19 protein-coding genes are annotated in these 22,956 nt (G+C 62.1%); 11 read left to right on the top strand and 8 right to left on the bottom strand.

Translation table 11 applies throughout. From position 1 onward, the window contains the following. Positions 1 to 120: 120 nt before the first annotated feature. The 5 genes from hemP to AC1DZU_RS21380 are packed head-to-tail and all read left to right on the top strand — an operon-like array spanning position 121 to position 4,266. Positions 121 to 327, top strand: coding sequence for a hemin uptake protein HemP (gene hemP / locus AC1DZU_RS21360; protein WP_477288057.1), 207 nt, complete (start codon positions 121 to 123; stop codon positions 325 to 327). Positions 328 to 349: 22 nt separating this feature from the next. Beyond that, the gene (locus AC1DZU_RS21365; protein ID WP_477288059.1) at positions 350 to 1,411 is read left to right on the top strand and encodes a hemin-degrading factor; all 1,062 of its coding nucleotides are present in this window, start codon (positions 350 to 352) and stop codon (positions 1,409 to 1,411) included. 11 nt (positions 1,412 to 1,422) lie between these two features. Continuing rightward, a complete protein-coding gene (locus AC1DZU_RS21370) occupies positions 1,423 to 2,331 on the top strand; it encodes a heme/hemin ABC transporter substrate-binding protein (protein WP_477288061.1) in 909 nt (302 codons plus the stop codon). Positions 2,332 to 2,342: 11 nt separating this feature from the next. Then, positions 2,343 to 3,446 carry a FecCD family ABC transporter permease gene (locus AC1DZU_RS21375; RefSeq protein ID WP_477288063.1) on the top strand — a complete coding sequence of 368 codons (1,104 nt, stop codon included), beginning with the start codon at positions 2,343 to 2,345 and terminating at the stop codon, positions 3,444 to 3,446. A 28-nt stretch (positions 3,447 to 3,474) separates the two neighbouring features. Continuing rightward, positions 3,475 to 4,266, top strand: a complete 792-nt coding sequence (locus AC1DZU_RS21380; RefSeq protein WP_477288065.1) for a heme ABC transporter ATP-binding protein — start codon at positions 3,475 to 3,477, stop codon at positions 4,264 to 4,266. Positions 4,267 to 4,399: 133 nt separating this feature from the next. Here the strand turns inward: AC1DZU_RS21380 and rirA are convergent, their stop codons facing one another. Beyond that, positions 4,400 to 4,864, bottom strand: coding sequence for an iron-responsive transcriptional regulator RirA (gene rirA, locus AC1DZU_RS21385; RefSeq protein ID WP_477288067.1), 465 nt, complete (start codon positions 4,862 to 4,864; stop codon positions 4,400 to 4,402). 276 nt (positions 4,865 to 5,140) lie between these two features. On the opposite strand from rirA, the gene AC1DZU_RS21390 reads away from it, so the two are divergent. The 3 genes from AC1DZU_RS21390 (at position 5,141) to AC1DZU_RS21400 (ending at position 7,665) form a co-directional block, all read left to right on the top strand. Next, the gene (locus AC1DZU_RS21390) at positions 5,141 to 6,436 is read left to right on the top strand and encodes a DUF445 domain-containing protein (protein WP_477288069.1); all 1,296 of its coding nucleotides are present in this window, start codon (positions 5,141 to 5,143) and stop codon (positions 6,434 to 6,436) included. Positions 6,437 to 6,546: 110 nt separating this feature from the next. Continuing rightward, a complete protein-coding gene (locus AC1DZU_RS21395) occupies positions 6,547 to 6,975 on the top strand; it encodes a phasin family protein (RefSeq protein ID WP_095087495.1) in 429 nt (142 codons plus the stop codon). A gap of 192 nt (positions 6,976 to 7,167) precedes the next feature. Next, the gene (locus tag AC1DZU_RS21400; protein WP_095087497.1) at positions 7,168 to 7,665 is read left to right on the top strand and encodes a MaoC family dehydratase; all 498 of its coding nucleotides are present in this window, start codon (positions 7,168 to 7,170) and stop codon (positions 7,663 to 7,665) included. A gap of 23 nt (positions 7,666 to 7,688) precedes the next feature. On the opposite strand, the gene AC1DZU_RS21405 is transcribed toward AC1DZU_RS21400, so the two are convergent. Beyond that, positions 7,689 to 9,128, bottom strand: a complete 1,440-nt coding sequence (locus AC1DZU_RS21405; protein ID WP_477288071.1) for an MFS transporter — start codon at positions 9,126 to 9,128, stop codon at positions 7,689 to 7,691. Positions 9,129 to 9,259: 131 nt separating this feature from the next. On the opposite strand from AC1DZU_RS21405, the gene AC1DZU_RS21410 reads away from it, so the two are divergent. Beyond that, positions 9,260 to 10,153 carry a LysR family transcriptional regulator gene (locus AC1DZU_RS21410; RefSeq protein WP_477288073.1) on the top strand — a complete coding sequence of 298 codons (894 nt, stop codon included), beginning with the start codon at positions 9,260 to 9,262 and terminating at the stop codon, positions 10,151 to 10,153. 7 nt (positions 10,154 to 10,160) lie between these two features. On the opposite strand, the gene AC1DZU_RS21415 is transcribed toward AC1DZU_RS21410, so the two are convergent. Then, complete coding sequence (locus tag AC1DZU_RS21415; protein ID WP_477288075.1) at positions 10,161 to 11,564, bottom strand: aminotransferase-like domain-containing protein; 1,404 nt, start codon at positions 11,562 to 11,564, stop codon at positions 10,161 to 10,163. A 106-nt stretch (positions 11,565 to 11,670) separates the two neighbouring features. Between AC1DZU_RS21415 and AC1DZU_RS21420 the strand changes: the two genes are divergently transcribed. After that, the gene (locus tag AC1DZU_RS21420; RefSeq protein ID WP_477288077.1) at positions 11,671 to 12,534 is read left to right on the top strand and encodes a DMT family transporter; all 864 of its coding nucleotides are present in this window, start codon (positions 11,671 to 11,673) and stop codon (positions 12,532 to 12,534) included. A gap of 23 nt (positions 12,535 to 12,557) precedes the next feature. Here the strand turns inward: AC1DZU_RS21420 and AC1DZU_RS21425 are convergent, their stop codons facing one another. From AC1DZU_RS21425 to AC1DZU_RS21435, 3 genes are all read right to left on the bottom strand, one after another. Then, entirely contained in the window at positions 12,558 to 13,598 is a 1,041-nt protein-coding gene (locus AC1DZU_RS21425) for a zinc-dependent alcohol dehydrogenase family protein (protein WP_477288079.1), read from the bottom strand. 103 nt (positions 13,599 to 13,701) lie between these two features. Beyond that, positions 13,702 to 14,352, bottom strand: a complete 651-nt coding sequence (gene maiA, locus AC1DZU_RS21430; RefSeq protein WP_184873664.1) for a maleylacetoacetate isomerase — start codon at positions 14,350 to 14,352, stop codon at positions 13,702 to 13,704. 4 nt (positions 14,353 to 14,356) lie between these two features. Continuing rightward, positions 14,357 to 15,052: a fumarylacetoacetate hydrolase family protein gene (locus AC1DZU_RS21435; protein WP_477288081.1), complete on the bottom strand. Its 696-nt coding sequence runs from the start codon at positions 15,050 to 15,052 to the stop codon at positions 14,357 to 14,359. 173 nt (positions 15,053 to 15,225) lie between these two features. On the opposite strand from AC1DZU_RS21435, the gene AC1DZU_RS21440 reads away from it, so the two are divergent. After that, positions 15,226 to 15,909: a response regulator gene (locus AC1DZU_RS21440; protein ID WP_184873666.1), complete on the top strand. Its 684-nt coding sequence runs from the start codon at positions 15,226 to 15,228 to the stop codon at positions 15,907 to 15,909. A gap of 97 nt (positions 15,910 to 16,006) precedes the next feature. Here AC1DZU_RS21440 and AC1DZU_RS21445 read toward each other — a convergent pair whose 3' ends face one another. Then, positions 16,007 to 16,822, bottom strand: a complete 816-nt coding sequence (locus tag AC1DZU_RS21445; RefSeq protein ID WP_477288084.1) for a hypothetical protein — start codon at positions 16,820 to 16,822, stop codon at positions 16,007 to 16,009. Then, positions 16,815 to 22,334 carry an RHS repeat-associated core domain-containing protein gene (locus AC1DZU_RS21450; RefSeq protein WP_477288086.1) on the bottom strand — a complete coding sequence of 1,840 codons (5,520 nt, stop codon included), beginning with the start codon at positions 22,332 to 22,334 and terminating at the stop codon, positions 16,815 to 16,817. Before AC1DZU_RS21450 ends, AC1DZU_RS21445 begins: the two co-directional genes overlap by 8 nt. Between the last annotated feature and the right edge of the window lie 622 nt (positions 22,335 to 22,956).

The following is a 22,956-nucleotide window of genomic DNA, read 5'->3' on the forward strand; positions in this document are numbered from 1 at the left end:
GTTGACTCATTTACTCCGGTATTGCACTGACTAGTAAACATGATTATTCAAGTCAAGAAATGAATCGGCATTTATGCAACGCCTTGCCAGGCGCCCGGCACAGGAAAGGGATCGATCCAGATGAACACACACAATCCCAATGACTTTCGCTATCGCGTCCGCCGTTCCGACGGCACCTCCGCCCGTTTCGACCGGGTTCCGCTGGCGGTGCGAACGCTGTCCAGCAACACCCTGTTCCAGGGCGAGCACGAGATCGGCATCGAGCATCATGGCGCGCTCTACCGGCTCAAGATCACCCGCCAGGGCAAGCTCATTCTCAACAAGTAAGGCAAGGCAGTAGGGACGAAACATGGATCAGCGCGTAAAACCCGCCCCGCATGAAATCCGGCGGGCACGGACAGAGAATCCGAAGACGCGCGAGCGTGATCTGGCTGCCCAGCTCGGCATTTCTGAGGCCGAGCTCATCGCCGCGCATTGCGGCGACGGGGTCGTCTGCATCGAGCCGCGCGTCAACGATCTCCTGACCGGCCTCGAAGCCGTCGGCGAAGTCATGGCCTTGACCCGCAACGAAAGTGCGGTGCACGAGAAGATCGGCGTCTACGACAAGATCGTCACCGGCAACCACAATGCCATGGTGCTCGGTGAAAACATCGATCTGCGCATCTTCCCGAAAGTCTGGGCGCACGGCTTTGCCGTGGAAAAGCGCGATGGCGACGACATCCGCCGCAGCCTGCAGTTTTTCGACGCGGCAGGCGAGGCGGTGCACAAGGTGCATCTGCGGCCTGCCTCCAGTCTTTATGCCTACCAAAAGCTGGTCGCCGCGCTCGAATCGTCGAACCAGGAGCCGACGATCGACATTTCTGGACACATCCCCGACGACGAGGTCCATGGCGGGGAAACCACCGCCAATCTCGACGATCTGCGCGACCGCTGGAGCCGGCTGACCGACGTGCACCAGTTCTTCGGCATGCTGAAAACGCTGAAGCTCAGCCGCCGGCAGGCGGTGCGCATGGTCGGCCAGGACTATGCCTGGCTGCTCGACAATGACGCCGTCCGCCCCATGTTCCATCATGCCGCCGAGGGCGAGATGCCGATCATGTGCTTTGTCGGCAATCGCGGCTGCATCCAGATTCATTCCGGTCCGGTCAAATCCATCAAGCTGATGGGGCCATGGATCAACGTACTGGACGAGACCTTCCACCTGCACTTGCGAACCGACCACATCCATGAGGTCTGGGCAGTGCGCAAGCCGACCAAGGACGGTCACGTCACCTCGCTCGAAGTCTATGACGCCGACGGCAAGATGATCATCCAGTTCTTCGGCAAACGCCATGAAGGCGAGAGTGAACGCGACGACTGGCGATTCCTGGCGGAACACCTGCCGCGCATCCCAAGCCCGACCGCAGCCTGAGGACGAAACCTATGGTTCCCTTTTCCAGACTGGCGCCTGTTCTCAGGCTGGCGCTTGGACCGACAATCTGTCTCTGCCTGGCTTTTGTCGCCTTGCAACCCGGCAACGCCGCCAAGGGTGCGACCGTCTTTGTCGATCGCTCGAAGATAGTTGCCATTGGCGGCTCCATCACCGAGATCGTCTACGCGCTCAGCGAGGAGAAGCATCTGGTGGCTCGCGATTCCACCAGCCGGTATCCGAAAGCCGCACTTGATCTGCCTGATGTCGGCTACATGCGCCAGCTGTCGCCGGAAGGTGTGTTGTCGGTCAACCCGACCGGCATCCTGGCGCTGCACGGCAGCGGTCCCAGGGAAGCCGTCGATGTGCTGAAGAAGGCGAGCGTCCCGTTCATCGAGGTGCCCGAACACTATAGCCACGAAGGCATACTGGAGAAGGTCCGCATCGTCGGCAAGGCGCTCGGCGTCGACGCCAAGGCCGAGGTGCTGGCCAGGGAGCTTGATGTCAAGCTCTTTGCCGCCGAAAAGCAGACGGCTTCGATCAAGCAGCGCAAGCGCATCCTGTTCGTGCTGTCGATACAGGGCGGCAAGATCCTGGCGGCCGGCAGCGAGACCGCCGCCGACGGCATGGTCAAGCTCGCCGGCGGGATCAATGCCGTGGAAGCCTTTTCCGGCTACAAGCAAATGTCCGACGAGGCGATCATCACCGCCAGGCCGGACGCGATCCTGATGATGAGCAATGCCGGGCCTCCGGTCTCGGACGACGAATTGTTCTCCAGTCCGTCTATCGCCTCGACGCCGGCGGGCACTGCACGCAAGCTGATCCGCATCGACGGCGCCTATCTGCTCGGCTTCGGGCCGCGCACGGCCGATGCTATCCACGATCTCGCCGTCTCGCTTTATGGCGGGCAGGTCACGGATTGAGCGGGCAGATCATGGTCGATCAATCAATCGCCGGCCCGGTGAAGGTGATGGCGGGTGCATCCGACGGCGATCGCTCGGATCGCGCCCGCATCGTCATCCTTCTGCTGTGCCTGGGGCTCGTCATTGCCGTGCTTTTGTCGCTCACGTCGGGGGCGTCGGACGCATCGGCCGCCAACGTCATCAGCGACTGGCTGTTCGGGACCGTGCCCCGCGACGCCGCGTTGAGCGCCCGCGACAGGCTGATCGTCTACGACATCCGCCTGCCGCGCATCATCCTCGGCATGCTGGTCGGCGCAGCACTTGCCGTCTCCGGCGCTGTCATGCAGGGGCTGTTCCGCAATCCGCTCGCCGATCCCGGCCTGATCGGCGTTTCGGCCGGATCCAGCCTCGGCGCGGTTGCCGTCATCGTGCTCGGCGCCACGGTGCTGGCGCCGGTGACGGCCATGCTCGGCACGCTTGCGCTGCCGCTGGCGGCATTTTGCGGTGGGCTCGCCACGACGCTGGTGCTCTACCAGGTTGCCACGCGACGGGGACAAACCTCGGTCGCCACCATGCTGCTCGCCGGCATCGCGCTGGCGGCGCTTGCCATGGCGCTCACCGGCATCCTGATCTTCACGGCCGACGACCGCCAGTTGCGCGACCTGACCTTCTGGCAACTCGGATCGCTCGGTGGCGCGACCTGGGCGAAGATCGCCTCGGTCGGGCCGATCATCGTGCTTGCGCTGGCGGCGATGCCGTTCCTGGCGCGCGGCCTCAACGCACTGGCGCTGGGCGAGGCGACCGCCGGCCATCTCGGGATTCCGGTGCAACGGCTGAAGTACACGGCCATCATCGGTGTCTCGGCGGCGGTCGGCGCATCCGTCGCCGTCAGCGGCGGCATCGGTTTCGTCGGCATCGTCGTGCCGCATCTGCTGCGGCTGCTGATCGGTCCCGACAATCGCTATCTGCTGCCGGCATCGGCGCTGCTCGGCGCCTCGCTGCTGCTGTTGGCCGACGCCGTCGCGCGCACCATCGTGGCGCCCGCTGAATTGCCGATCGGCATCGTCACCGCGATCGCCGGTGCGCCGTTCTTCCTGTGGATACTGCTGCGCAAGCGCGGCGTCGTTGATTTGTGATTTGGGACTTGTGACCTGTAAGGCTGGGATGATCGAGGCAAGGGATGTTTCCGTGACGATCGCCGGCAAGCGGATCGTTGCCGGTGTCGATTTCGCCGCACACCCCGGCGAAGTGACGGCAATCGTCGGCCCCAACGGATCCGGCAAGACGACCTTCCTCAAGGCGCTGTCCGGCGAACTTGCCTACACCGGACATGTCGTCCTCAACGGCGGCGATCTCTCGGCGATGAAGCCGGTCGAGATCGCCGTCCATCGGGCCGTGCTGCCGCAGGCGACGACGCTGTCGTTTCCGTTCACGGTGCGAGAGGTCGTCAAGCTTGGCCTTGTTGGCGGCCGCTCTGGTGTCCTGCCGGGCGAGGACGCGCGGCTGCCGGAACGGGCGCTGGCGCGCGTCGACCTTGATGGATTTGCCGGGCGTTTCTACCAGGAGCTCTCGGGCGGAGAGCAACAGCGTGTCCAGCTTGCGCGCGTGCTGTGCCAGGTCTGGGCGCCGGTGCTCGACGGCAAGCCGCGCTACCTGTTTCTCGATGAGCCGGTTTCCAGCCTCGACATCAAGCACCAGCTGATCATCATGAGCATCGCCCGCGACTTCGCCAGGAGGGGCGGCGGCGTGGTCGCCATCCTTCACGACCTCAATCTGACGGCCATGTTTGCCGACCGGATTTTTGTCATGCATCGCGGCAGGCTTGCTGCTACCGGCTCGCCCCAGGACGTGCTGAGCGACGACCTGATCGAAAAAGTGTTCGAGTGCAGGCTCAGGGTCGGCGTGCTGCCTGCCGGCGACATGCCATTCGTATTGCCGCAGTCGACGGTCTATTGACATTCAGGTGAGGCCGGCCTGCGAATGGCGGTTTCCTGCGCTTCCGGTACTCACGTACCCGGGTACGCTCCGTTCATTCTCGACGCAGCGTGACCTGAATCTCAACGGACCTACTCAGACTCGGGAGACTTGCTCAGGCAGCAGGTGCGCGGCGCTCCACCAGCATGTCGATGCCGAGCAGGTTGCGCACATTCGGCCGCGCCGCCACGAGATCGGCGATCGTGTAGCGCTCCAGAACCGCGAAGAACGCGTTCAGCGCCTCGCGCAATGCCGAGTTCAGCGCGCAGCTGTCGACCAGCGGGCATTCGGCGGCATCGTTATCGAAGCATTCGGCCATGGCGAAGCTCTCTTCGGTCACGCGCACGACATCGAAAAGGCTGATGGATTCCGCGGCGCGGCCAAGCCGGACGCCGCCATTCCTGCCACGCACGGTCTCGACCAGGCCGTGCTCGACCAGCGGCTGCAGGATCTTGAACAGGAACAGCTCCGACACCGAGTAGGCGGCCGCGATCTCGGGTATGCGGCTCAATCGGTCATTGTTGGCGGCGCAATACATCAGGATGCGCATGGCATAGTTGGTCTGGCGCGTAAGCCGCATTTTGTCCTCACAACGCGCTGGTGCGGTAGAACCACGCCAGATTTCAAAACTTTACTGATGCGGCTTTGACCCCGAAATTTCGGATTCGCCACATTGGCCTGGGCGGAATATGGCCTATACCTTGGAACAATTCCAGACTAGCCGGGCACAATAGATGAACATTCTCGTCAACTTTGTGTGTGCATCCGAGCAAGGTGCGAGCGAAACCGGCTGCTACGGGCATTTCGCCTGGTGAAGCACTAAATAGGCCCGAGATTGACGAGGAGCGGCTCATCCATGTCACAATCGGCCCAGTCCCTGGCGCCTGTCCGTTTCGATGCCGACGCGGAGGCCAAGCTCTCCGCCTTGCGCTGGACAAAATTCATCGCGGCGGCGGCGCTGGCGCTATGCGTGCTGGTGTTTGCCCTCGCCAAGTCGTTCGAGCATATCTATCCGTGGCTCGGCTTCGTCGCTGCCTTTGCCGAGGCCGCGACCATCGGCGGCCTGGCCGACTGGTACGCGGTGGTGGCGTTGTTCAGGCGGCCGCTGGGGCTGCCGATCCCGCACACCGCCATCATCCCCGAGAACCAGAACCGCATTGCCGACAATCTCGGCCGCTTCATCGAGGTCAATTTCCTGGCGCCCGAACCAGTGCGTGAAAAGCTTGCCGAGGTTGATTTCTCGGCGCTGGTCGCCGACTGGCTCGCCGATTCCGAACGTGCGGCAGGCCTGTCGCGCTTCGTCGTGCGGCTGGTGCCGCAGACGCTTGCCGCCGTCGAGCAATCCGGCCTGCGTGGTTTCGTCACCAGCCGCATGCTGGAGCAGATCGAAAAGGTGCCGCTGGCGCCGCTGGCTGCCGAGCTGTTGTCGGCGCTCACCGACGACCGTCGCCACCAGAAACTGTTCGACGAATTCACCAAGGTGATCGGCAGGTTCCTCAACGACGAGCAGGCATTGGCGACAATGCGCGAAAAGATCCGCGAGGAGTTGCCGTCGCTGTTCAACCTGTTCCGCGCCGACGCCTACCTGCTGAAGAAGATCGTCGCCTCGGCTGGTTCGCTGCTCGACGAGGTGCGGGCTGACCCAGAGCATCCGATGCGCGCCGAATTCGACCGTTTTGCTCAAGCCTTCATCGAAAAGCTCAGGACATCGAAGCAGTATGCAAAGCGCGCCGAGAAGCTGAAACGCGATTTCCTCGCCCGGCCGGAGGTCAGGGGATTGGCCGGCGACATGTGGGCAAGCCTCAGCCAGTTCATCGAGCAGGACGCCAAGGCGCCCGAGTCGATCATTCGCACGCATCTCGCCAACATGTTCGTCGAGGTCGGCCGCCATCTTGCCGGCGATGCGCAGATCCGAGCCGACATGAACCAGGGGTTCGTGGTGGCGCTCGCTTCGTTCGTGGAGAGCCAAAAGAGCGGCGTGTCGAAATTCATCGCCGACCAGGTCAAGCGCTGGGACCTGGCGCAGCTGACACGGCTGATCGAGATGAACATCGGCAGGGACCTGCAATACATCCGCTTCAACGGCATGATCATCGGTGGGCTTGCCGGCGTCGTCCTTTATGTCGCCGAGCGGCTGTTCCTCGTCGGCTGACGCCCATTCGGCCCTGGACCGATTCCACTGCGTCCGAATGGACACGCGGCACTTCGGTGCTATTCTCCCATCCGGGAGCCCAATCGGCGGCGACAGGGGAGAAGACCATCATGGCCAAGCAACCGGAATCCGATTCCTTCATGGACATGTTCGGCAAGTTCGGCCGCGACCTGAAAGTGCCCAACGTCGATGTAGAGGCAATTCTTGCGCATCATCGCAAGAACCTCGAAGCGCTGGAAAAATCGGCCCGAGCCAGTGCCGCCGGCGCGACCTCGCTGTTGTCCAGGCAGCGCGAAATGCTGCAGGACACGCTGCGCGAAGTCACCGAGATGGCACAAAGCTACAGAGCGCCGGGCAATCCGCAGGAATTGATGGCCAAACAGACGGAATTCGCCCGCAAATCCTTCGAGGCTGCGTTGAAGAACGCCGGCGAAGTGGCTGAACTGGTCAAGAAATCCGGCACCGAATCGGTCGACATCCTGCGTACGCGCATCAAGGAGGCGATGGAGGAAATCCGCGCCGGTTACGACAGGAAGTAGCGGTCTCCGGCCAAGGTGGTTGTTGCCGCCGGCAGCCCGAAAGCCCCAAGAAATCCCGATTTGCCCTGCCGTTGCGACGGGCGGCATGGGCCGATTGCAGCTGGAATCTGCGGAACGGATTCGTGCAGAACGAATTGACAGGAGCCGCCAGTTCGTGGTCCGGAGGCGTTGGAAGCTATCGGGATACCAGGAATGACTGAAATACGGCCCAAGACGCCGCCGACCTATGAGCAATTGAGGACGATGGCCGGGCAGGAGCTTGGCGTGTCGGAGTGGACGACGGTCGACCAGAATCGTATCAATCAGTTCGCCGAATGCACAGGCGACCATCAATGGATCCATGTCGACCCCGTGAGGGCGCGGCGGCAAAGCCCGTTCCGCACGACGATCGCGCACGGCTACCTGACGCTGTCGATCATCGGCGCGCTGGCGCTCGGCATGGGCATCGTTCCCGAAAACACCCAGGCCGCCTTCAACTACGGCTTCGACAAGGTGCGTTTCCTGGCGCCGGTCAAGGTCGGCGCGCGCATCCGGCTGCGGACCACGCTGCTGTCCATGGAGGACAGAGGCCCCGGCCAGTATCTGATGAAGGCGGCCAACACGGTCGAGATCGAAGGCGAGGAGAAGCCGGCGCTCACCGCTGAAACGCTGGTCATGCTCTACGAGCGCCGCAAGCGGGCTGGGGCCTAAACGACCGCCAATCAAGTTGCGCCTCACGAAACGCTGGCTTCCGCGCGGCTAGCGGCGCGGGTCGAGAGCAGCGCAAGGGACAGCGCGACCAACGCTAGCGCTGTCGCGGTCTGAAAGGTGACCTGCATTCCCCGGGCGGCAGCCGCGGAACTCAGGATGTCTTGTTCCCCGGCCGATGCGACGGCGAAGACAGCGCCCATCAACGATGCGCCGGTGACGAGGCCGAGATTGCGCGACAGATTGAGCAGGCCAGAGACGACACCGCGCTCGCCGGCGCCGACACGGGTCATGATGGCTGAATTGTTGGACGTCTGGAACAGCGCGTAGCCGATGCAGGTGATGGTGATCGGCACGACATAGCTGGCAATTCCGAGTATCGTCATGGCGAGCGACAGCAGGAAGGTGCCGGTGGCGAGGCTGGCCAAGCCGGCAACCATCATCCTGTAGGCCCCGAAGCGATCGGTCAGGCGTCCGGCCAGCAGCGCCGACAGGGCTGAGACTAGCGGGCCGGTCGACAGCACGAGGCCGACCCTTGCGGCATCGAGCCCGAGCCCGCGCGACAGGTAGAACGGGGCAACCACCAGGGTCGCCATCATCACCGTTGCGACGACGAGGCTCATGGCCAGGCTGGCGCTCAACTGGAGGTCACAAAAGCTGGCAAGCTTGATCAATGGGTTCTTCACGTTCGCCTGCGCGGCGGCGAACAGGGCGACGCCGAGGCCGGCAGCTATCAGCAGGCCGAGGTTGAGTGCGCCGAAATTGCCCCTGCCAAGCGTCATGGCTAGCGCATAGGCGGCCAGCGTCAGGGCGAGCAGGGCGGTGCCTGCGGCGTCGAACTTGCCCCGATCAGCCTGCGCTGGCTTGCCGCGCGCCGGCAAGGCACGATAGGCGAGAGCGAAGGTCAGTACGCCGAGCGGCACGTTGACGAGGAATATCGCCGGCCAGCCGAAGCCCGCGATCAGAAGACCGCCGAGCGACGGCCCAAGTGTCGTGCCGATGGCGGACATGGCGCCGAGCAGGCCCATGGCGCTGCCGGTTTTGGCCTTGCTCACCGTTTCGGCGACGAAAGCCAGCGTAAGCGCCATCATCAGCGCCGCGCCAAGTCCTTGCACCGCCCGCGCGGCGATCAGCAGCCAGAGTGTTGGCGCCAGGCCGCAGAGTATGGATGCCAGCGTGAACAGCGCGATGCCGCCAAGCAGCAACGGCCGGCGCCCGAACATGTCGGCCAACCTTCCGGCGCTGACGATCAATGTGGTGATGGCGAGCAGATAGGCGAGAACAACCCACTGCACCGACTGGAACGAAGCGCCGAACGCCTGCATCAGCGACGGCAGGCCGACGCTGGCAATGCTGGTTCCCAGCGACGACAGCAGGGTGGCGAGCGAAAGGCTTGCCAGCGCCCAGCGGGCGGATTGGACCTGGGGCGGCGCCGATACGCGCTCATTTTGCTCTGCGATTGCCAAGGCGATCTCCTTTCCATCTGCTCCAGAACCGGAGCTATCGGAGACCTAGTCTCATGACCGATATGGCGGAAGGCGCAGCATTTGCATGTTATTCGTGCATCAAACGCCATATCACGTGCTATGATCCACCGATGGCATCGCCCGATCTCAATTTGCTCGTCGCTCTCGACGTTCTGCTGACCGAAGGCAGCGTGGCGCGCGCCGCCAATCGTCTTGGTCTCAGCCCCTCGGCGATGAGCCGGACGCTCGGGCGGCTGCGCGAGGCGACGGGCGACCCGCTGCTGGTTCGCGCCGGCCGCGGCCTTGTTCCGACACCGCGTGCGCAGGAGTTGCGGCAGCAGGCTGGTCGCGTCGTTCAGGATGCGGAAGCTCTCCTGCGCCCTGCCACGCTCCTCAACCTTTCGGATCTCGCCAGGACTTTCACGCTGCGCACCAATGAAAGCTTCGTGGAAGAGTTCGCGCCGCGTCTTGTCGCTCGCATCGAAGCGGAGGCGCCTTGCGTGCGACTGCGTTTCGCGCCGAAGTCCGACAAGGATGTCACGCCGCTGCGCGAGGCGGCGGTTGACCTGGAAATCGGCGTCGCCGGTGAAACCGGACCGGAGATGCGCATTCAGGCTCTGTTTCGCGACCGCTTCATCGGCGCCGTGCGCGCCGGCCATCCCTTGAGCGAGGGCGTCGTGACGCCCGAGCGCTACGCGGCCGGCCGCCACATCAGTGTTTCGCGGCGTGGCCGCGAGAAAGGGCCGATCGATGAATCCCTGGAACGGCTTGGACTCCAGCGGACGGTCGTGTGCATGGTTTCCGGCTTTTCGGCCACGCTTGCCCTGGCGCGTGCATCGGACCTGATCGCCAGCGTGCCCGAGCGGCACACGGAAGGCGCACGCGCTGGCATGCACAGCTTTCCGCTACCGGTCGCCACCGTCGAGGTCACCATCTCCATGCTCTGGCATCCGCGTCTCGATGCCGATCCGGCACAGCGATGGTTGCGCGACTGCGTGCGGGAGGTCTGTGCGGCATCTCGCTGACCGGCTATCAACGCGCCATTGCCGTTTCTAGCACCTTGAAAATCCGTTCGTCCGCGCACTGGGCAACGTTGAAGCGCAGGAAGCGGCTGGCTGTCTGGGACAGGCTGAACGCATTGCCAGGCGCCAGCACGATGTTGTCGGCGAGAGCCCGGCGGGCGACTTCGGCGGCATCGACGCCATCCGGCAGGCTGCACCACAGGAACAGCCCGGCCGGCTGCTCGATCCAGGGCGTGATGCCGATTGCCTTCAGGCGGGTGCTCGTCTCGCCCATGGCGCGCGAAAGCCGCGCCCGCAGCAGATCCATGTGCTTGCGGTAGCTGCCGTCCTTCAGCAGCGTCAGCACCAGTTCGGCCGCAAGCCGCCCGCCGCCGAAAGTGGTGGCGATCTTGAGATCGGTCAGGCGCTCGATCCAGTCGCGGGGCGCCGCGATGAAGCCGCAGCGAACCGACGCCGACAGCGTCTTGGAGAAACTGCCGATCTGGACGACCCGGCTCAGGCCATCGAACGCCGCCAGTCTGGGGGCGGGCGCATGTTCGAAATCGGCAAAGATGTCGTCCTCGACGATGGTCAGGTCGGATTGATCGGCGAGCTTGAGCAGCCGGTGGGCCGTGACTGGCGACAGGATCGCGCCGGTCGGGTTGTGGATGGCCGAATTGGTGATGTAGAGGCGAGGCCGGTGCTCCGCCAACGCCTGCGCGAACAGGTCGATGTCCGGCCCTGACTGCGTATAGGGAACGCTGACGACCTTGGCGCGGTGGGCGCGCAGCAAAGCGTGGAAATTGAAGTAGCAGGGATCGTCGACCAGAACCGTATCACCGGGCTCGATCAGGAACCGGCACAGGAGATCGATGGCCTGCGTGCCCGATTCCGTCAGCATGATCTGTTCGGGAGAGGCTTCGATGCCATGTTCGGCCATGCGCCGCGCCAGTAGGTTCCGCAGCGGTGGCAGGCCGAGCGGCGTGCCGTAGTCGGCGAGCGCGACATCATCTGCACGCGCCACCGTGCGCAGCGCACGGCGCAACGCTGCCTGGGGCATCCACGCGGCCGGCAGCCAGCCGCAGCCGGGTTTCAGACTGTCATCGCCTGCTTCCAAAGACTGGCGCGAGATCCAGAGCGGATCGACGGCGCGGTCGAGCCGGGGACCGATCTCGGCCAGAGACAGCGGAGCCAGCGAGCCGGCGGCATAGAAGCCTGAGCCCGGCCGGGAACGGATCGCGCCTTCGGCGGCGAGCCGCTCATAGGCCTCGACCACGGTGGATTTGGAAACCTGCATGGATTTGGCGAAGGCGCGGATCGACGGCAATCGCGCTCCCGGCGTCAGGCTGCGCGCGGCGATCCGCTGGCGGACAGTCGCCATCACGCTCTCGACCAAAGTGACCGCGTCTTCAGTCTCCAGCGCTGCTACCGTCATCTGTACTGCCTATTTGACCATTACAGTTTTGCGAAATTGTACCCTTTTGTCTCTGGCGACGCCATAGGCGCAGGCCCGATAGAGGGCGAAACAAACGGAGCCTTTGATGGACAAGATGGCGAGCGGCTGGGTGAACGGATTCGTTGGCGTGCTGATCTTCAGCGGTTCGCTTCCGGCAACGCGCGTCGCCGTGATGGATTTCGATCCAACCTTCGTGACATCAGCCCGCGCGGCGATTGCCGGACTGCTTGCTCTCGCGCTGCTGCTGGTGTTCCGCCAAAAGCGCCCGGAGCGGGGGGATCTGCTGTCGCTGGTAATCGTTGCGCTCGGCGTGGTGGTCGGTTTTCCGTTGCTGACGGCACTGGCGCTCAAGCACGTCACCTCGGCCCACTCCATCATCTTCGTCGGCCTGCTGCCGCTGGCGACGGCAATTTTCGGCGTGCTGCGCGGCGGTGAACGTCCTCGCCCTGCGTTCTGGTTGTTCTCGTGCGTGGGCAGCGCGCTGGTCGCGGGCTTTGCCCTGATGCAGGGCGTGACCGCCTCGCCGGTCGGCGATGGTCTGATGCTGGCCGCCATCGTCGTCTGCGGCCTGGGCTACGCCGAGGGTGCCGCGCTGTCGCGCAAGCTCGGCGGCTGGCAAGTGATCTGCTGGGCGTTGGTGCTGTCGCTGCCGATCATGCTGGTGCTGACTTTCGCGACGCTGCCACCATCCTTTGCGGCCGTCGGCTCCAACGCCTGGATCGGGCTCGCCTATGTCTCGCTGTTCAGCATGCTGATCGGGTTCGTGTTCTGGTATCGCGGCCTTGCTCAAGGCGGCATCGCCGCCGTCGGACAGTTGCAGTTGCTGCAGCCGTTCTTTGGCCTGGCGCTGGCGGCGACGCTGCTGCACGAGCAGGTCAGTTCGCTGATGGTCGTCGTCACGCTCGGCGTGGTGCTATGCGTGTTCGGGGCGAAGAAATTCGCGAGATAGTCTCGGGGCGGCGGCTCCTGTCCCTAGAACTTCGTCACCACCCCGATGCCGATGCCTTCGAAGCCGCCCATGGCCATCAAGGCCGCGGGCGCCTCGTCGAGGCTGATCTTCTTGCCGACCAGAAGTTCGGGCTTGAGCTTGCCGTTGCGGATCATCTCCATCATTGCCTGGTAGCGATAGGCCTGCATGCCGTGGCTGCCGAGGATTTCCAGCTCGAAGGCGATCACCTTGTCCATCGGCACCTGCGGGCGGGCGTGCTCGCCCAACATCAGGCCGACCTGCACATGGCGGCCGCGACGGCGAAGGTTGGCAATCGAGTTGAACGAGGTGGTAGGATGGCCGAGCGCGTCCATCGACATGTGCGCGCCGCCATTGGTGATCTGCTTGACCGCCTTGATCACATTCGGCGTTTTCGACGCGTTGATGGTGGCGACGGCGCCGATCTTCGTGGCGAAATCGAGCTTCTCGTCGGTAAGGTCGATGGCGATGACATTGGCGCCCATGGCGCTGGCGATCATGATCGCCGACAGACCGACGCCGCCGCAGCCATGCACGGCCACCCATTCGCCCGGCGTCACCCGACCCTGGTCGACGATGGCGCGAAACGAGGTGACGAAGCGGCAGCCGAGGCTGGCGGCGGTGGCGAATTCCATCTCGTCGGGCAAGCGTACGAGATTGGTGTCGGCGTGTTCGATGGCGACATATTCGGCGAACGAGCCCCAGCCAGTGAAGCCGGGCTGCGTCTGATGTTCGCAGACCTGGTGATTGCCCGAGGTGCATTCGAAGCAATGGCCGCAACCGACGGCGAACGGCACCGTGACGCGCTCGCCGGCCTTCCAGCGGGTCACCTGCTTGCCGGCGGCGACAACGACACCGGCCAGCTCATGACCCGGCACATGCGGCAGGCGGATGCCGTCGTCGTGACCCATCCAGCCATGCCAGTCGCTGCGGCACAGCCCGGTCGCCTCGACCTTGATGACGACGCCATCGGCAGCCGGTTTCGGATCGGGAACGGTCTGGATCGTCGGCGCTTCGCCGAATTTCTCGAAGACGACGGCTTTCATTGGCAACTCCCAACCTTCAAACGGCCTGCAGGAAACGATAGCCGATTCCCTGTGCGGTCAAGCGGAAATCGATTCCGCCAAGGCAGGCTACGCGTCGGCGGCCTTACTCGGCATCGATCTGGTTCTGTGGCGCCGCTCTCTGGAAGGCGGGTAGTGCCATGCAGGCGGCGTTGATGCGCGCGATCGTCGGGTAGGGCGTCATGTCGACGCCGAAGCGGGCATTGCTGGTGACCTGCGCAGCCAGGCAGATGTCGGCCAGGCCCGGCATGTCGCCATGGCAGAATGCTCCGGTCTCGGCCGAGGCAGCCAGGATCTTTTCCAGCGGCTGGAAGCCTTCGTTCACCCAGTGGCGGAACCAGTTGGTGATGTCCTGGTCGCCGGCGCTGAACAAAGTGCGCAGCGAAGTCAGCACGCGCAGATTGTTCACCGGATGGATGTCGCAGGCGATCATCTGCGCCAGCATCCTGACCCGCGCCCGGCCAGCCGCGTCCTTCGGCAGCAGCGGTGGTTCTGGGGTGGTCTCGTCGAGGAATTCGATGATCGCCAGCGATTGCGTCAAGAGCGTTCCGTCGTCCAGGATCAGCGCCGGCACCAGACCCTGCGGATTGACCGCGAGATAGGCGGGCTCCAGATGCTCGCCATGGCGCAGGTGATGCGGGACATAGTCATAGCTCAGCCCCTTCATCTCCAGTGCGATCCGCACCCGATAGGAGGTGGAGGAGCGATAGTAGTTGTGCAGGACGATGTCGCTCATGCGCTCACTTCGGTTGGCCGATGGTGATTTCGATCGTGCCGATGCCGTCGACGCCGCCAGTCATCGTGTCGCCGGCACGAACCGCGCCGACACCGGCAGGCGTGCCGGTGAAGATCAGGTCGCCGGGTTCCAGTTCCACCGCCTCGCTGCAGATCGACACGATATCGGCGATCGGCCAGATCAGCTCGGCGAGGTCGGCGTCCTGCCTGACCTTGCCGTTGACGGCGAGCCAGATGCGGCCCTTTTGCGGATGGCCGGATTTCGCCGCAGGGATCAGCGGGCCGCAAGGCGCGGAGCGGTCGAACGCCTTCGACCAGTCCCAGGGCCGCGCCGTCTTCTTGGCTTCATCCTGCAGGTCGCGACGGGTGAGGTCGATGCCGACGCCATAACCCCAGACATGATCTAGGGCCTGCTCACGCGCGATGCGGAAGCCCGACCTGCCGATCGCAGCGACCAGTTCGATCTCGTGGTGCAGATTGCCGGTCAGGGGCGGGTAGGGGATGGTGGCGCCGGAATCGACCACAGCATCGGCCGGCTTGGTGAAGAAGAAGGGCGGATCGCGCTCGTCATTGCCGAATTCGCGGGCATGCGCCGCGTAGTTGCGGCCGACGCAGAAGAGGCGGCGCACCGCAAAACGCTCGGGCGAATCTGCAACGGCCACCGATGATGTCGCGGGCGAGGGTAGGACGAAGGCGGTCATGTGGGTCTCTGCTTGGTTGCCGGAACATTCGTCCGATTTGGGCGCCCGGGCAAGGCGAATGGGTCGAGAAGGCGCGGCCGCGCTTTCCGACGGAGATAGCGATGTACTATTTGGCAATAATCTGGCCATGGTCGCGAGGCTATTCTAATCGCCCCTGAACCGAAATGAACCCCATGACCGCAATCCACGATCGCGCCCGGTTCCTCATCATCGACGACCATCCGCTGTTTCGCGAGGCGCTGCACAGCGCGGTGCAGATGGCCTATCCGGAAGTCGACACGGTGGAGGCGCGCTCGATCAGCGAGGCGCTCGATCTTCTGGCCGGCGCCAAGCCGTTCGATCTGGCGCTGCTCGACCTCAGCATGCCCGACGTGCACGGCTTCGACGGGCTGCTGCAGCTGCGAACCCGCTATCCGCGCCTGCCGGTGGTCATCGTCTCGGGCTATGAGGAACCGAAGATCATTTCCGAGGCTCTGTCCTATGGTGCGGCCGGCTTCATTCCGAAATCGGCGCGCAAGAGCGACCTCGCCGCCGCCATACGCTCGGTGATGGAAGGCGCGATCTATGTGCCGGAAACCTATGAAGCCCGCACGCCCGACGCCGACAGCGTCGACCGCGCCGACATGGTGCAGCGCCTGTCGACGCTGACGCCGCAACAATTGCGCGTGCTGCAGATGCTGCGCCAGGGCCTGCTCAACAAGCAGATCGCCTACGAGCTGCAGGTCGGCGAAACCACGGTCAAGGCGCACGTCTCCGAAATCCTGCGCAAACTCAATGTGTATAGCCGTACGCAAGCGGTGATCGAGGTGTCGAAGCTGGACAATGCGGAGCTGTTTCGGGATCAGGCCGGGTTTTGAGGAGGAGCGTGGTCTTTCGCAGTCCATCGAGCCACAAGCCGAGAAAATCTAGAAAATGCGCGTTGAGTGTCGCTGATCCCCAAAGCGAATATGTTCCCTATTCCTTCACAATCGTAAATTCCGCCTCGATCATGATTTTCCTGACTCTTTGGATATCCGAAGGAGGCACACCCCACATCCAAGTGACAGCTGTCAGTTGTTTTAGGCTACCAAATCCATTTTCAACAATGAATTTTTGTAGAGTAACACCATGAATCTGACGATTTAGATGACCTTCGGAAATAAAATTTATTTCGAAAATATCGCGAAAACAGACGTTTAAACCTCGTTTTGATGGTGAGGCTCGAAATGTTGGTCCGAACGCGAATGACTGTTCCCGCATCCGCGCCGGCGATCTGTAAAGCGACTTGTCAGATGTGGCGAAACGGGAAGACGAGCTCCCCTGAGCAAATGCTCTTGGCCCATAATAGTAAGGCATGTCATAGCCGATACCATATATTGGCTCGAGGCTGTTAGCTATGAGCCCGACTATCTTCCTAGTTTTTTCGTCGATATTGTCAACAGCCGAATGATCGATATGAATCTCGAAGCATTTGAAGTTAATGGGAGAAATGCTCAGATCAATTGCAAAATCTGAAAGCACGGTTTCGCTGCGCTTCCATAGATACCCCAATGAGAGCCATTTTTTCTTTTTTATGACGTCACGCTTTACAAAAAAACCGTACAGGTAGTCTTTTCCGTCTGATTCATCTGCAACGGTTGCGATATCAGGTGGGCGACCGACTGCACTAATTATTTGATCAAATATCTCTCTCGACTCAACCGTGCTTTTATCTCTGATCCAATCGTATATAACTAGTGATCGGACCATATTATTTTCTGTATATTGACTATATCTATCTGAGTTATCCACCAAACAAACCTCCGAACAATCCGCCAAAGTCCCCTTTTGTCGGGGCTTCCCCTGTAGCTTTTCCGCCAGTTGGGTCATTACCGCCGCCGCGCTCTACAGTTTCAGTGGATGCCTTATAGCCAGCTCCATCAAGTTTTTTTGCGTTTGCGTTGTTTTTATTGTCCTGCGATCTCTTGCTTTGAGTTGAGGAAACGCATTCGCAAATGTGAACGGACGTACCGTCTTTGAAGGTAACCGTGATATCGGGCCTCTGTTTAGATACCGTATTGGTCCCCAATGCGGCGTCAATGCTTCGATTCAGGCTAACCGATGCGACGTTCGGGTCCTTGGCATATTCTACCGCCTTCTTGTAGCTGGCATCAGCATGCCAACTGTCCTTGCCAGTTTTTTGTGCAGTCCCTCGAATTTTGCCGGCCCAGCTTGGGTCGACCTTTTGGCTGAATCGCTCGACTATTGCTTTTGTTGTTGCCTTCGAAAAACCACCGGCCCGGACGTTTGGGGTGTCAAAAGCATTTCCTATGGGATTTACTTCTTGGAACGCACGATCGTTCGTGTAGGGATGCCTATCGAAGCCGTTGGGGACGCCATCGTCATCAACGTCGCCATCCCATGCGTCTTGAGGATCCCACCCACCTAGACCAGCATGTCCATTCGCATCGCTCCTATTGACCGGATCATTCTGGGCATACGCATATCGGTTGGTGCCAACGCCGGGCTTTATCGGATCCCAATCATCCGGCGAAATAAACCGCCCCAGCACCGGATCCATATACCGTGCATTGAGATACATCAGCCCGGTCTCGGGATCGAAGCGTTCGCCGATGTAGCTCTTCTGCGTCTGGAAGCCGGTGTTGAGGCGTTCGCCATAGCTGGCGTAGTTGGTCTGCTCGACAATATTGCCCGAGGCATCGGTGACCATGCGCACCGAGGCCAGGTGGTCGCGGTGCAGGAAGTATTTGACGCCGTTGACGACCTTGATGTCGGGATGGGGATAGCGGGTGTAGATTTCCGCTCCCGGCGTTGCCGGATTGATTTCGACCGACGCGTCGGGATAGAGCGTCGTGGCGAAAGCGGAGGTCTTCTTCGCCCGCGCGCCGTCGGGACCGTAGGCGAGGTTGGTGGTGTTGTTGGCGAGCGTGACGGTCTTCAGCCGGTTGGCCTCGTCCCAGACCAGTGTGCGGCTGCCATCGGAGACCATGTTGCCATTGGCATCATAAGCCAGCGACTTGGTGCCGACCGAAATTGGCGCATGCGGACGAGTTGCGCCCCCCGAGGGATAGACATAGGTGCCGGCCACACGCGTGCGGGAGGTCAGATTGTCGTTGGCGGCATAGGCGAAGGTCTCGTCGAGCGTGTTGTTGCCGGCATTGTTGGATGAGGTCAGCCGGTCGGCGCCGTCGTAGCCATAAGTCCAACTGTCGGCGGTCGTCGGTCCCGTGATGGCGGTGATGCGGCCAAGATTGTCACGCGTATACCGATCGTCGAGTAGGACGGTGGCGGTGACGACTTTTTCCGTTTTGACGCGCGTCAGCCATCGGCGGGTCGAATAGGTGAAAGTGGTCCTCACACCGTTGACGTAGGTGATCTCCTTCGTCTGGCCGTCGGCTTCGTAAACGGTCGAGGCAATGAAGCCGGGTGCCGCGTAGAGCCTGTTGCCGGCGGTGTATTGCAAGGGTGCAGCTGTGGTGCCGAAGTCGAGCTGCACCGGCAGGTATTGTGTCGCCAGTGTTTGCCCGGATACATCGCGGACCGTCGTCGTGGTGTGGGTAAGCGTGCCTATGGTGGCATCCTGCCACGCGACCTTGCCGACGCGGTCATATTTGTAGCTCTGCGTCGCCGCAAGATTGGTGGAGGTCGTCAACTGGCCGACGTTGTAGTAGCCGGCCGCTGCCTCATCGTAGGTGTTGTTTGTCAGCGTCACCGGGGTGCCGAGCGGCGCCGTTGCCGTCTTCACCTTCAGCCGGTCCATCTGGTCGTAGCTGAGATTGGTGACCACGCCCCTGGCATCGGTCTGTTTGATGAGCCGGTTGGCGCCGTCATAGACATAGGTCCAGGTGCCCAGATCCGGATCCGAGGCCGACAACCGGTTGCCAAGCATGTCGTAGGTGTAGGTCCAGTCCGCGCCGCCGGGATCGGTGACCCCGATCAGGCGGCCAAACGGGTCGTAGTTGCGCCGTTCAACCAACGTGAGGCCGGTGCCATCGCGCGCGATGGCCACCGTCTCGCCATGCACCCAATTGTAGGTGTCGGTCCTGTGGCCGAGTTCGTCGGTCGCAAGGACGCCCTGGAAGCGAGGGTTCGTGATCCCGGTCGAACCGTTGAGAACCTGGTCATAGGTGCGGTGGCTGCCATCCGGATTGATCGTCTCCACCAGCCGGTCGGCCCAGTCATAGAAGTTGGTGGTCCATTGCGCCGTCTCGTTGTCGAAATGCGGGAAGAAGGCGTGCAGGACATTGCCGCGAAGATCGTAGTCGGTCTCGGTGAAGCGCCTAGCCGCACCGGCTTTGTCGCCGGGGGTTTCCACGCGATAGACCCGGCCAAGCCCATCATAGCGGGAGACGGTAAAGTCCTCACCCGCGCCATTGGGCAGCGGTGTGTATTTGATCAGCCGCTGTAATGTCGGATCGCCTTCGTTAAAGAACTGCGTCCTGACGTAGGCAAGATCGCCGCCGGGCCAGGTCTGCGAGACCTGGAGAGGCCGGCAGAAGGCGTCATAGGTGAAGTTTTTGACCTGGCCGTTGAAGTCGGTCTTGGTCGCCGGCTGTCCGCACGTATAATTGTAGGTCGCCCTGGAGACAAATCGCGTGTCGGCCGTCTGTCCGCCCGTCGCGAAATATTTCGGCGCCCGCTCGGTTATGGGATAGAGGTGCTTGGCGTCATAATCCCACTCGGTCTTGTGGCCGAGGTCGTTAGTCGCCGCAGTCTTGTTGCCAAAGCCGTCATAGGCAAAATACTGGCTTATCGCCTTGGTCAAACCTGGGTCGGTGAAGGTCTGTACCCAGGTAAGTTTGCCCTGGGTCGGCACCGCCCAGATATTGGTCGTGTTGCCGTCGTAGAAATTGTGCTTGTAGGCGACATAGGGATCCGTGCCATTGAGCCCGTCATGGGTGCGCTCCGCGATCAAGGCCGAAACGATGTAGGCTGATGTGTTTGGCGAGAAGAAGCGTTCCGTCCAGGTCTCGTCGCCGCTGGTATCGGTGCGGCCATAGTCCCTGATGCCGGTGATATTGTTATAGGTGTCAAAGCCCCGCTCGACCCTGGTCGTCAACGTGCCGTTCTCGGTCAGCGTCGTGTCAGTGGCCCAGTTCTGCACCCAATAAGGCTTGCTTGCCGTGTTGACCGCATAGGTCTCGGCCACCCGCTTGTGCACGACGTCGTCACCATCCTTCCATAGCGTCAGCGATGGCAGGCCGTAGCTGGCCAGGTCCTGGCGATACGTTGTCTCGATCTTCGAGGGGGCCGTCTCGCCATTGGCCAGCGGCCTGGTCTCGACGATCGAGGCAAAGCCCAAAAACTTGCGCGCCACCGGATCGTATGTGCCGCCGGCATAGGTGTAGGTGCTCACGGCCGTCTGACTGCGACCATCGCCCACAGAGAGCTTCGACACCGCGTGCACAACCTGCGGCAGGTAGTTGTTATCCCAGGTCGATGACGGCGCATACTCGACAGCGACCGTGCCGCCCAACTCGGTCACAACACTGCGCAGCAGGTTCGGGTTGCCAGCGTTGGCGTCCGAGATGAACATACTGCTGTAGTTGGTGAAATCAGGCAGACCATCGCCGTTGAAGTCACCGATAATCGTGCCGGCGCTGATCGTGGACGGCAGCACGAACCGTGCCGACGTTATCGTCGTCGTCGTGGAGGACAAGCGCAGGGAAAAAGGTTGTATCGGGCCGGTTCTGTGCGGCTGGCTGGTTAAGGTTCCACCAACGGTGATGATATCCATCTTGCCGTCATTGTCGAAGTCGCGGAGGATGGCGGATGTGCCCGTTACCGAGGAAACCGAATAGCTCTTGAAGCCGGTTCCGGTCGACAGCCAGATCGCAACACTGTTGTTGTTGCTGTTATAGAGGGCGATGTCCGAGGCACCGTCGCCATTGATATCGCCCAGCACGCAAGTGCCAAGCCCCAAGGTTGGCGCCGTGGGGCAGCCGATCGAGAACGACGTTCCGCTTGGCTGCCATACGTTGTTTGAAAGTGCGCCCTTCCGTACGGTTCCACCGCTGCTCCAGAACAAAGGCTGTTGACGGCCATTGCCGAGGAAGTCACCGACACCGACAGTTCGGCTTCCAGAATTGAGTTCATCGACGCCATCACCATCCGCATCCGCGGCAATGGCGTTAGCCCCTGGGCCATCCAAAAGAGCGTTGCAAACTGCTTGGTAACCGGTTGGCGCAGTCGGCTCGCACCCTGTTTTGGTAAGCGCCAATTGACCATCTGTCTGAACAATAGATTTTGTTGTCGTATATGTTTTATTACCGTTTCCATTGGTATATGCAGTTGTTACCGATTCAGCAAAATCTGACGTATTCTTTGTCGAAAGAAATCTTCCAGATTGCGAGAAGTACTCCGGATCCGACTGTGATACTGAATCGAGCGGCAACGTTACGGCTGCAGCGGGCACTCCAGCCGAGCTGAATTTGTAGAGATATTTTGTCCTGTCCCACCAATCCGTCGGGCTACCATCGTGGCCGCCGCCGGTTTGGTAGTGGTGTACCCCGTTCCCAAAAATCTCATCCCTGCCATCGAAATCGAGATCACCGACCTCTTGGGGGGTTTCGACATCGCCCACCGCGAACGAAGCGGGCGATATCGTCCCATAGGCCCCATCTGTGTCCTGATAGGTCATCTGGCCGAGGACTTTTGCGGTGCCGCTAGTGATGGTGCCGTCGGTAGTGCCGGTGGTGTCGGTGCCGTAGCGGGTGACCTGGATCAGGCGCGAGGTGTTGGAGAATGGCGCCTGATCGTAGGTCAATTTGTAGGCGCCGCGCACCACTCCGTCGACCGTCACGCCGATCGTCCTGAGGCGCTGGCTGGTCACCGAGATATCACGGCCATTGCCCATGAGGATCGGGTCGGGCCGAGCCTCGTAATAGAACAGGACGGAGACACCGTTGTAGCTGACGCTTTGCGGATAGCAGACCGGGCTGGCCGGGCTGGTCGGGCTGGCCGGGCAAGTGTAGCTGTAAGTGACCGTGTTGTGGTTGGTGTTGGTGTCGGTGACAGAGGTCAGCAGCCAGCGATAACGCATGGCAAGGTCATAGGGCGTGCCGGCAGCTGGCGTCAGGTTGGCCACCGCAGCCACCGAGCTAAAGGTCGAGACAGTGCCGTCGCGATCGGTCACCTTCCATTGATTGGTGGCGGCGACGCGCGTGATACGGCGATAGGATTCATTTTCGGTGGCATGCGTGCCGCCGGTCGAGCAGGACGGAGACACCATGCCAGCGACACAGGCGACCAAGGCCTGGCCATCGAGCAGATAGACATCGGTCGCATCGTCGAACGCCGGCATGCCATAGCCCGGGCTTGCCCGCTCGATGACATCGAAGCCGTCAAGGCCCCAGGCATAGCCAAGCCAGCCCTGATAGAGACCACCAAGCTTGGTCTTGCGCGAGGAGTTGTAGTTCAAGGCGATCTGCGGCTCGATGCCATGAAAGTCCGGAACATCGATGCCGATGGAGTAGCCGAGATTGCCGTTGCCGCCGGCTTTCGGCAGGTCCGCCTTCGGCGCGCCGACGGCCTCGGGATCGCCACTTTCGGCTTGAGCGGTAGCGGTTGCCGCTTGTGCCGTGGCCGGATCCTCGGGCGCTGCCGCGCTGTCGGTTGCGGCGGCATCCGTCGGCTCGGTGCCGACCTTGGCCGCCGCGTCCGGGCTATCGGCCCCGGCTGTCGCCGCATCTCCCGGCGCATCCGTTGCGGGTGCCGAGGCGGGTAACGTTGACGCGTCGTCCGCCGGCTGCCCGTTGCCCAGTGCTGCTCCACCATTGCCGAAGCCCGTGGACGCACCAGGTTGAGGCGAAGTGACTTGCGTCTCTTGCGCAAGAGCGTCTATCCCTGCACTTCTGCTAACGTACGAGGCGAAATATGCATCCGCGCCGAATACACCAGCGGCAAGAAAAGCCGCGCCAACAAGC

It is taken from the genome of Mesorhizobium sp. P2_A12, from assembly GCF_056405075.1.

Coding starts and splice junctions, on each gene's coding strand:
- AC1DZU_RS21440 (WP_184873666.1), top strand. CDS start 15,226: ATGACCGCAATCCACGATCGCGCCCGGTTCCTCATCATCGACGACCAT.
- AC1DZU_RS21365 (WP_477288059.1), top strand. CDS start 350: ATGGATCAGCGCGTAAAACCCGCCCCGCATGAAATCCGGCGGGCACGG.
- AC1DZU_RS21380 (WP_477288065.1), top strand. CDS start 3,475: ATGATCGAGGCAAGGGATGTTTCCGTGACGATCGCCGGCAAGCGGATC.
- AC1DZU_RS21415 (WP_477288075.1), bottom strand. CDS start 11,564: ATGACGGTAGCAGCGCTGGAGACTGAAGACGCGGTCACTTTGGTCGAG.
- AC1DZU_RS21390 (WP_477288069.1), top strand. CDS start 5,141: ATGTCACAATCGGCCCAGTCCCTGGCGCCTGTCCGTTTCGATGCCGAC.
- AC1DZU_RS21420 (WP_477288077.1), top strand. CDS start 11,671: ATGGACAAGATGGCGAGCGGCTGGGTGAACGGATTCGTTGGCGTGCTG.
- AC1DZU_RS21375 (WP_477288063.1), top strand. CDS start 2,343: ATGGTCGATCAATCAATCGCCGGCCCGGTGAAGGTGATGGCGGGTGCA.
- AC1DZU_RS21425 (WP_477288079.1), bottom strand. CDS start 13,598: ATGAAAGCCGTCGTCTTCGAGAAATTCGGCGAAGCGCCGACGATCCAG.
- AC1DZU_RS21400 (WP_095087497.1), top strand. CDS start 7,168: ATGACTGAAATACGGCCCAAGACGCCGCCGACCTATGAGCAATTGAGG.
- AC1DZU_RS21450 (WP_477288086.1), bottom strand. CDS start 22,334: ATGCCGGCGTTCGACGATGCGACCGATGTCTATCTGCTCGATGGCCAG.
- AC1DZU_RS21370 (WP_477288061.1), top strand. CDS start 1,423: ATGGTTCCCTTTTCCAGACTGGCGCCTGTTCTCAGGCTGGCGCTTGGA.
- AC1DZU_RS21395 (WP_095087495.1), top strand. CDS start 6,547: ATGGCCAAGCAACCGGAATCCGATTCCTTCATGGACATGTTCGGCAAG.
- maiA (WP_184873664.1), bottom strand. CDS start 14,352: ATGAGCGACATCGTCCTGCACAACTACTATCGCTCCTCCACCTCCTAT.
- AC1DZU_RS21435 (WP_477288081.1), bottom strand. CDS start 15,052: ATGACCGCCTTCGTCCTACCCTCGCCCGCGACATCATCGGTGGCCGTT.
- AC1DZU_RS21410 (WP_477288073.1), top strand. CDS start 9,260: ATGGCATCGCCCGATCTCAATTTGCTCGTCGCTCTCGACGTTCTGCTG.
- hemP (WP_477288057.1), top strand. CDS start 121: ATGAACACACACAATCCCAATGACTTTCGCTATCGCGTCCGCCGTTCC.
- rirA (WP_477288067.1), bottom strand. CDS start 4,864: ATGCGGCTTACGCGCCAGACCAACTATGCCATGCGCATCCTGATGTAT.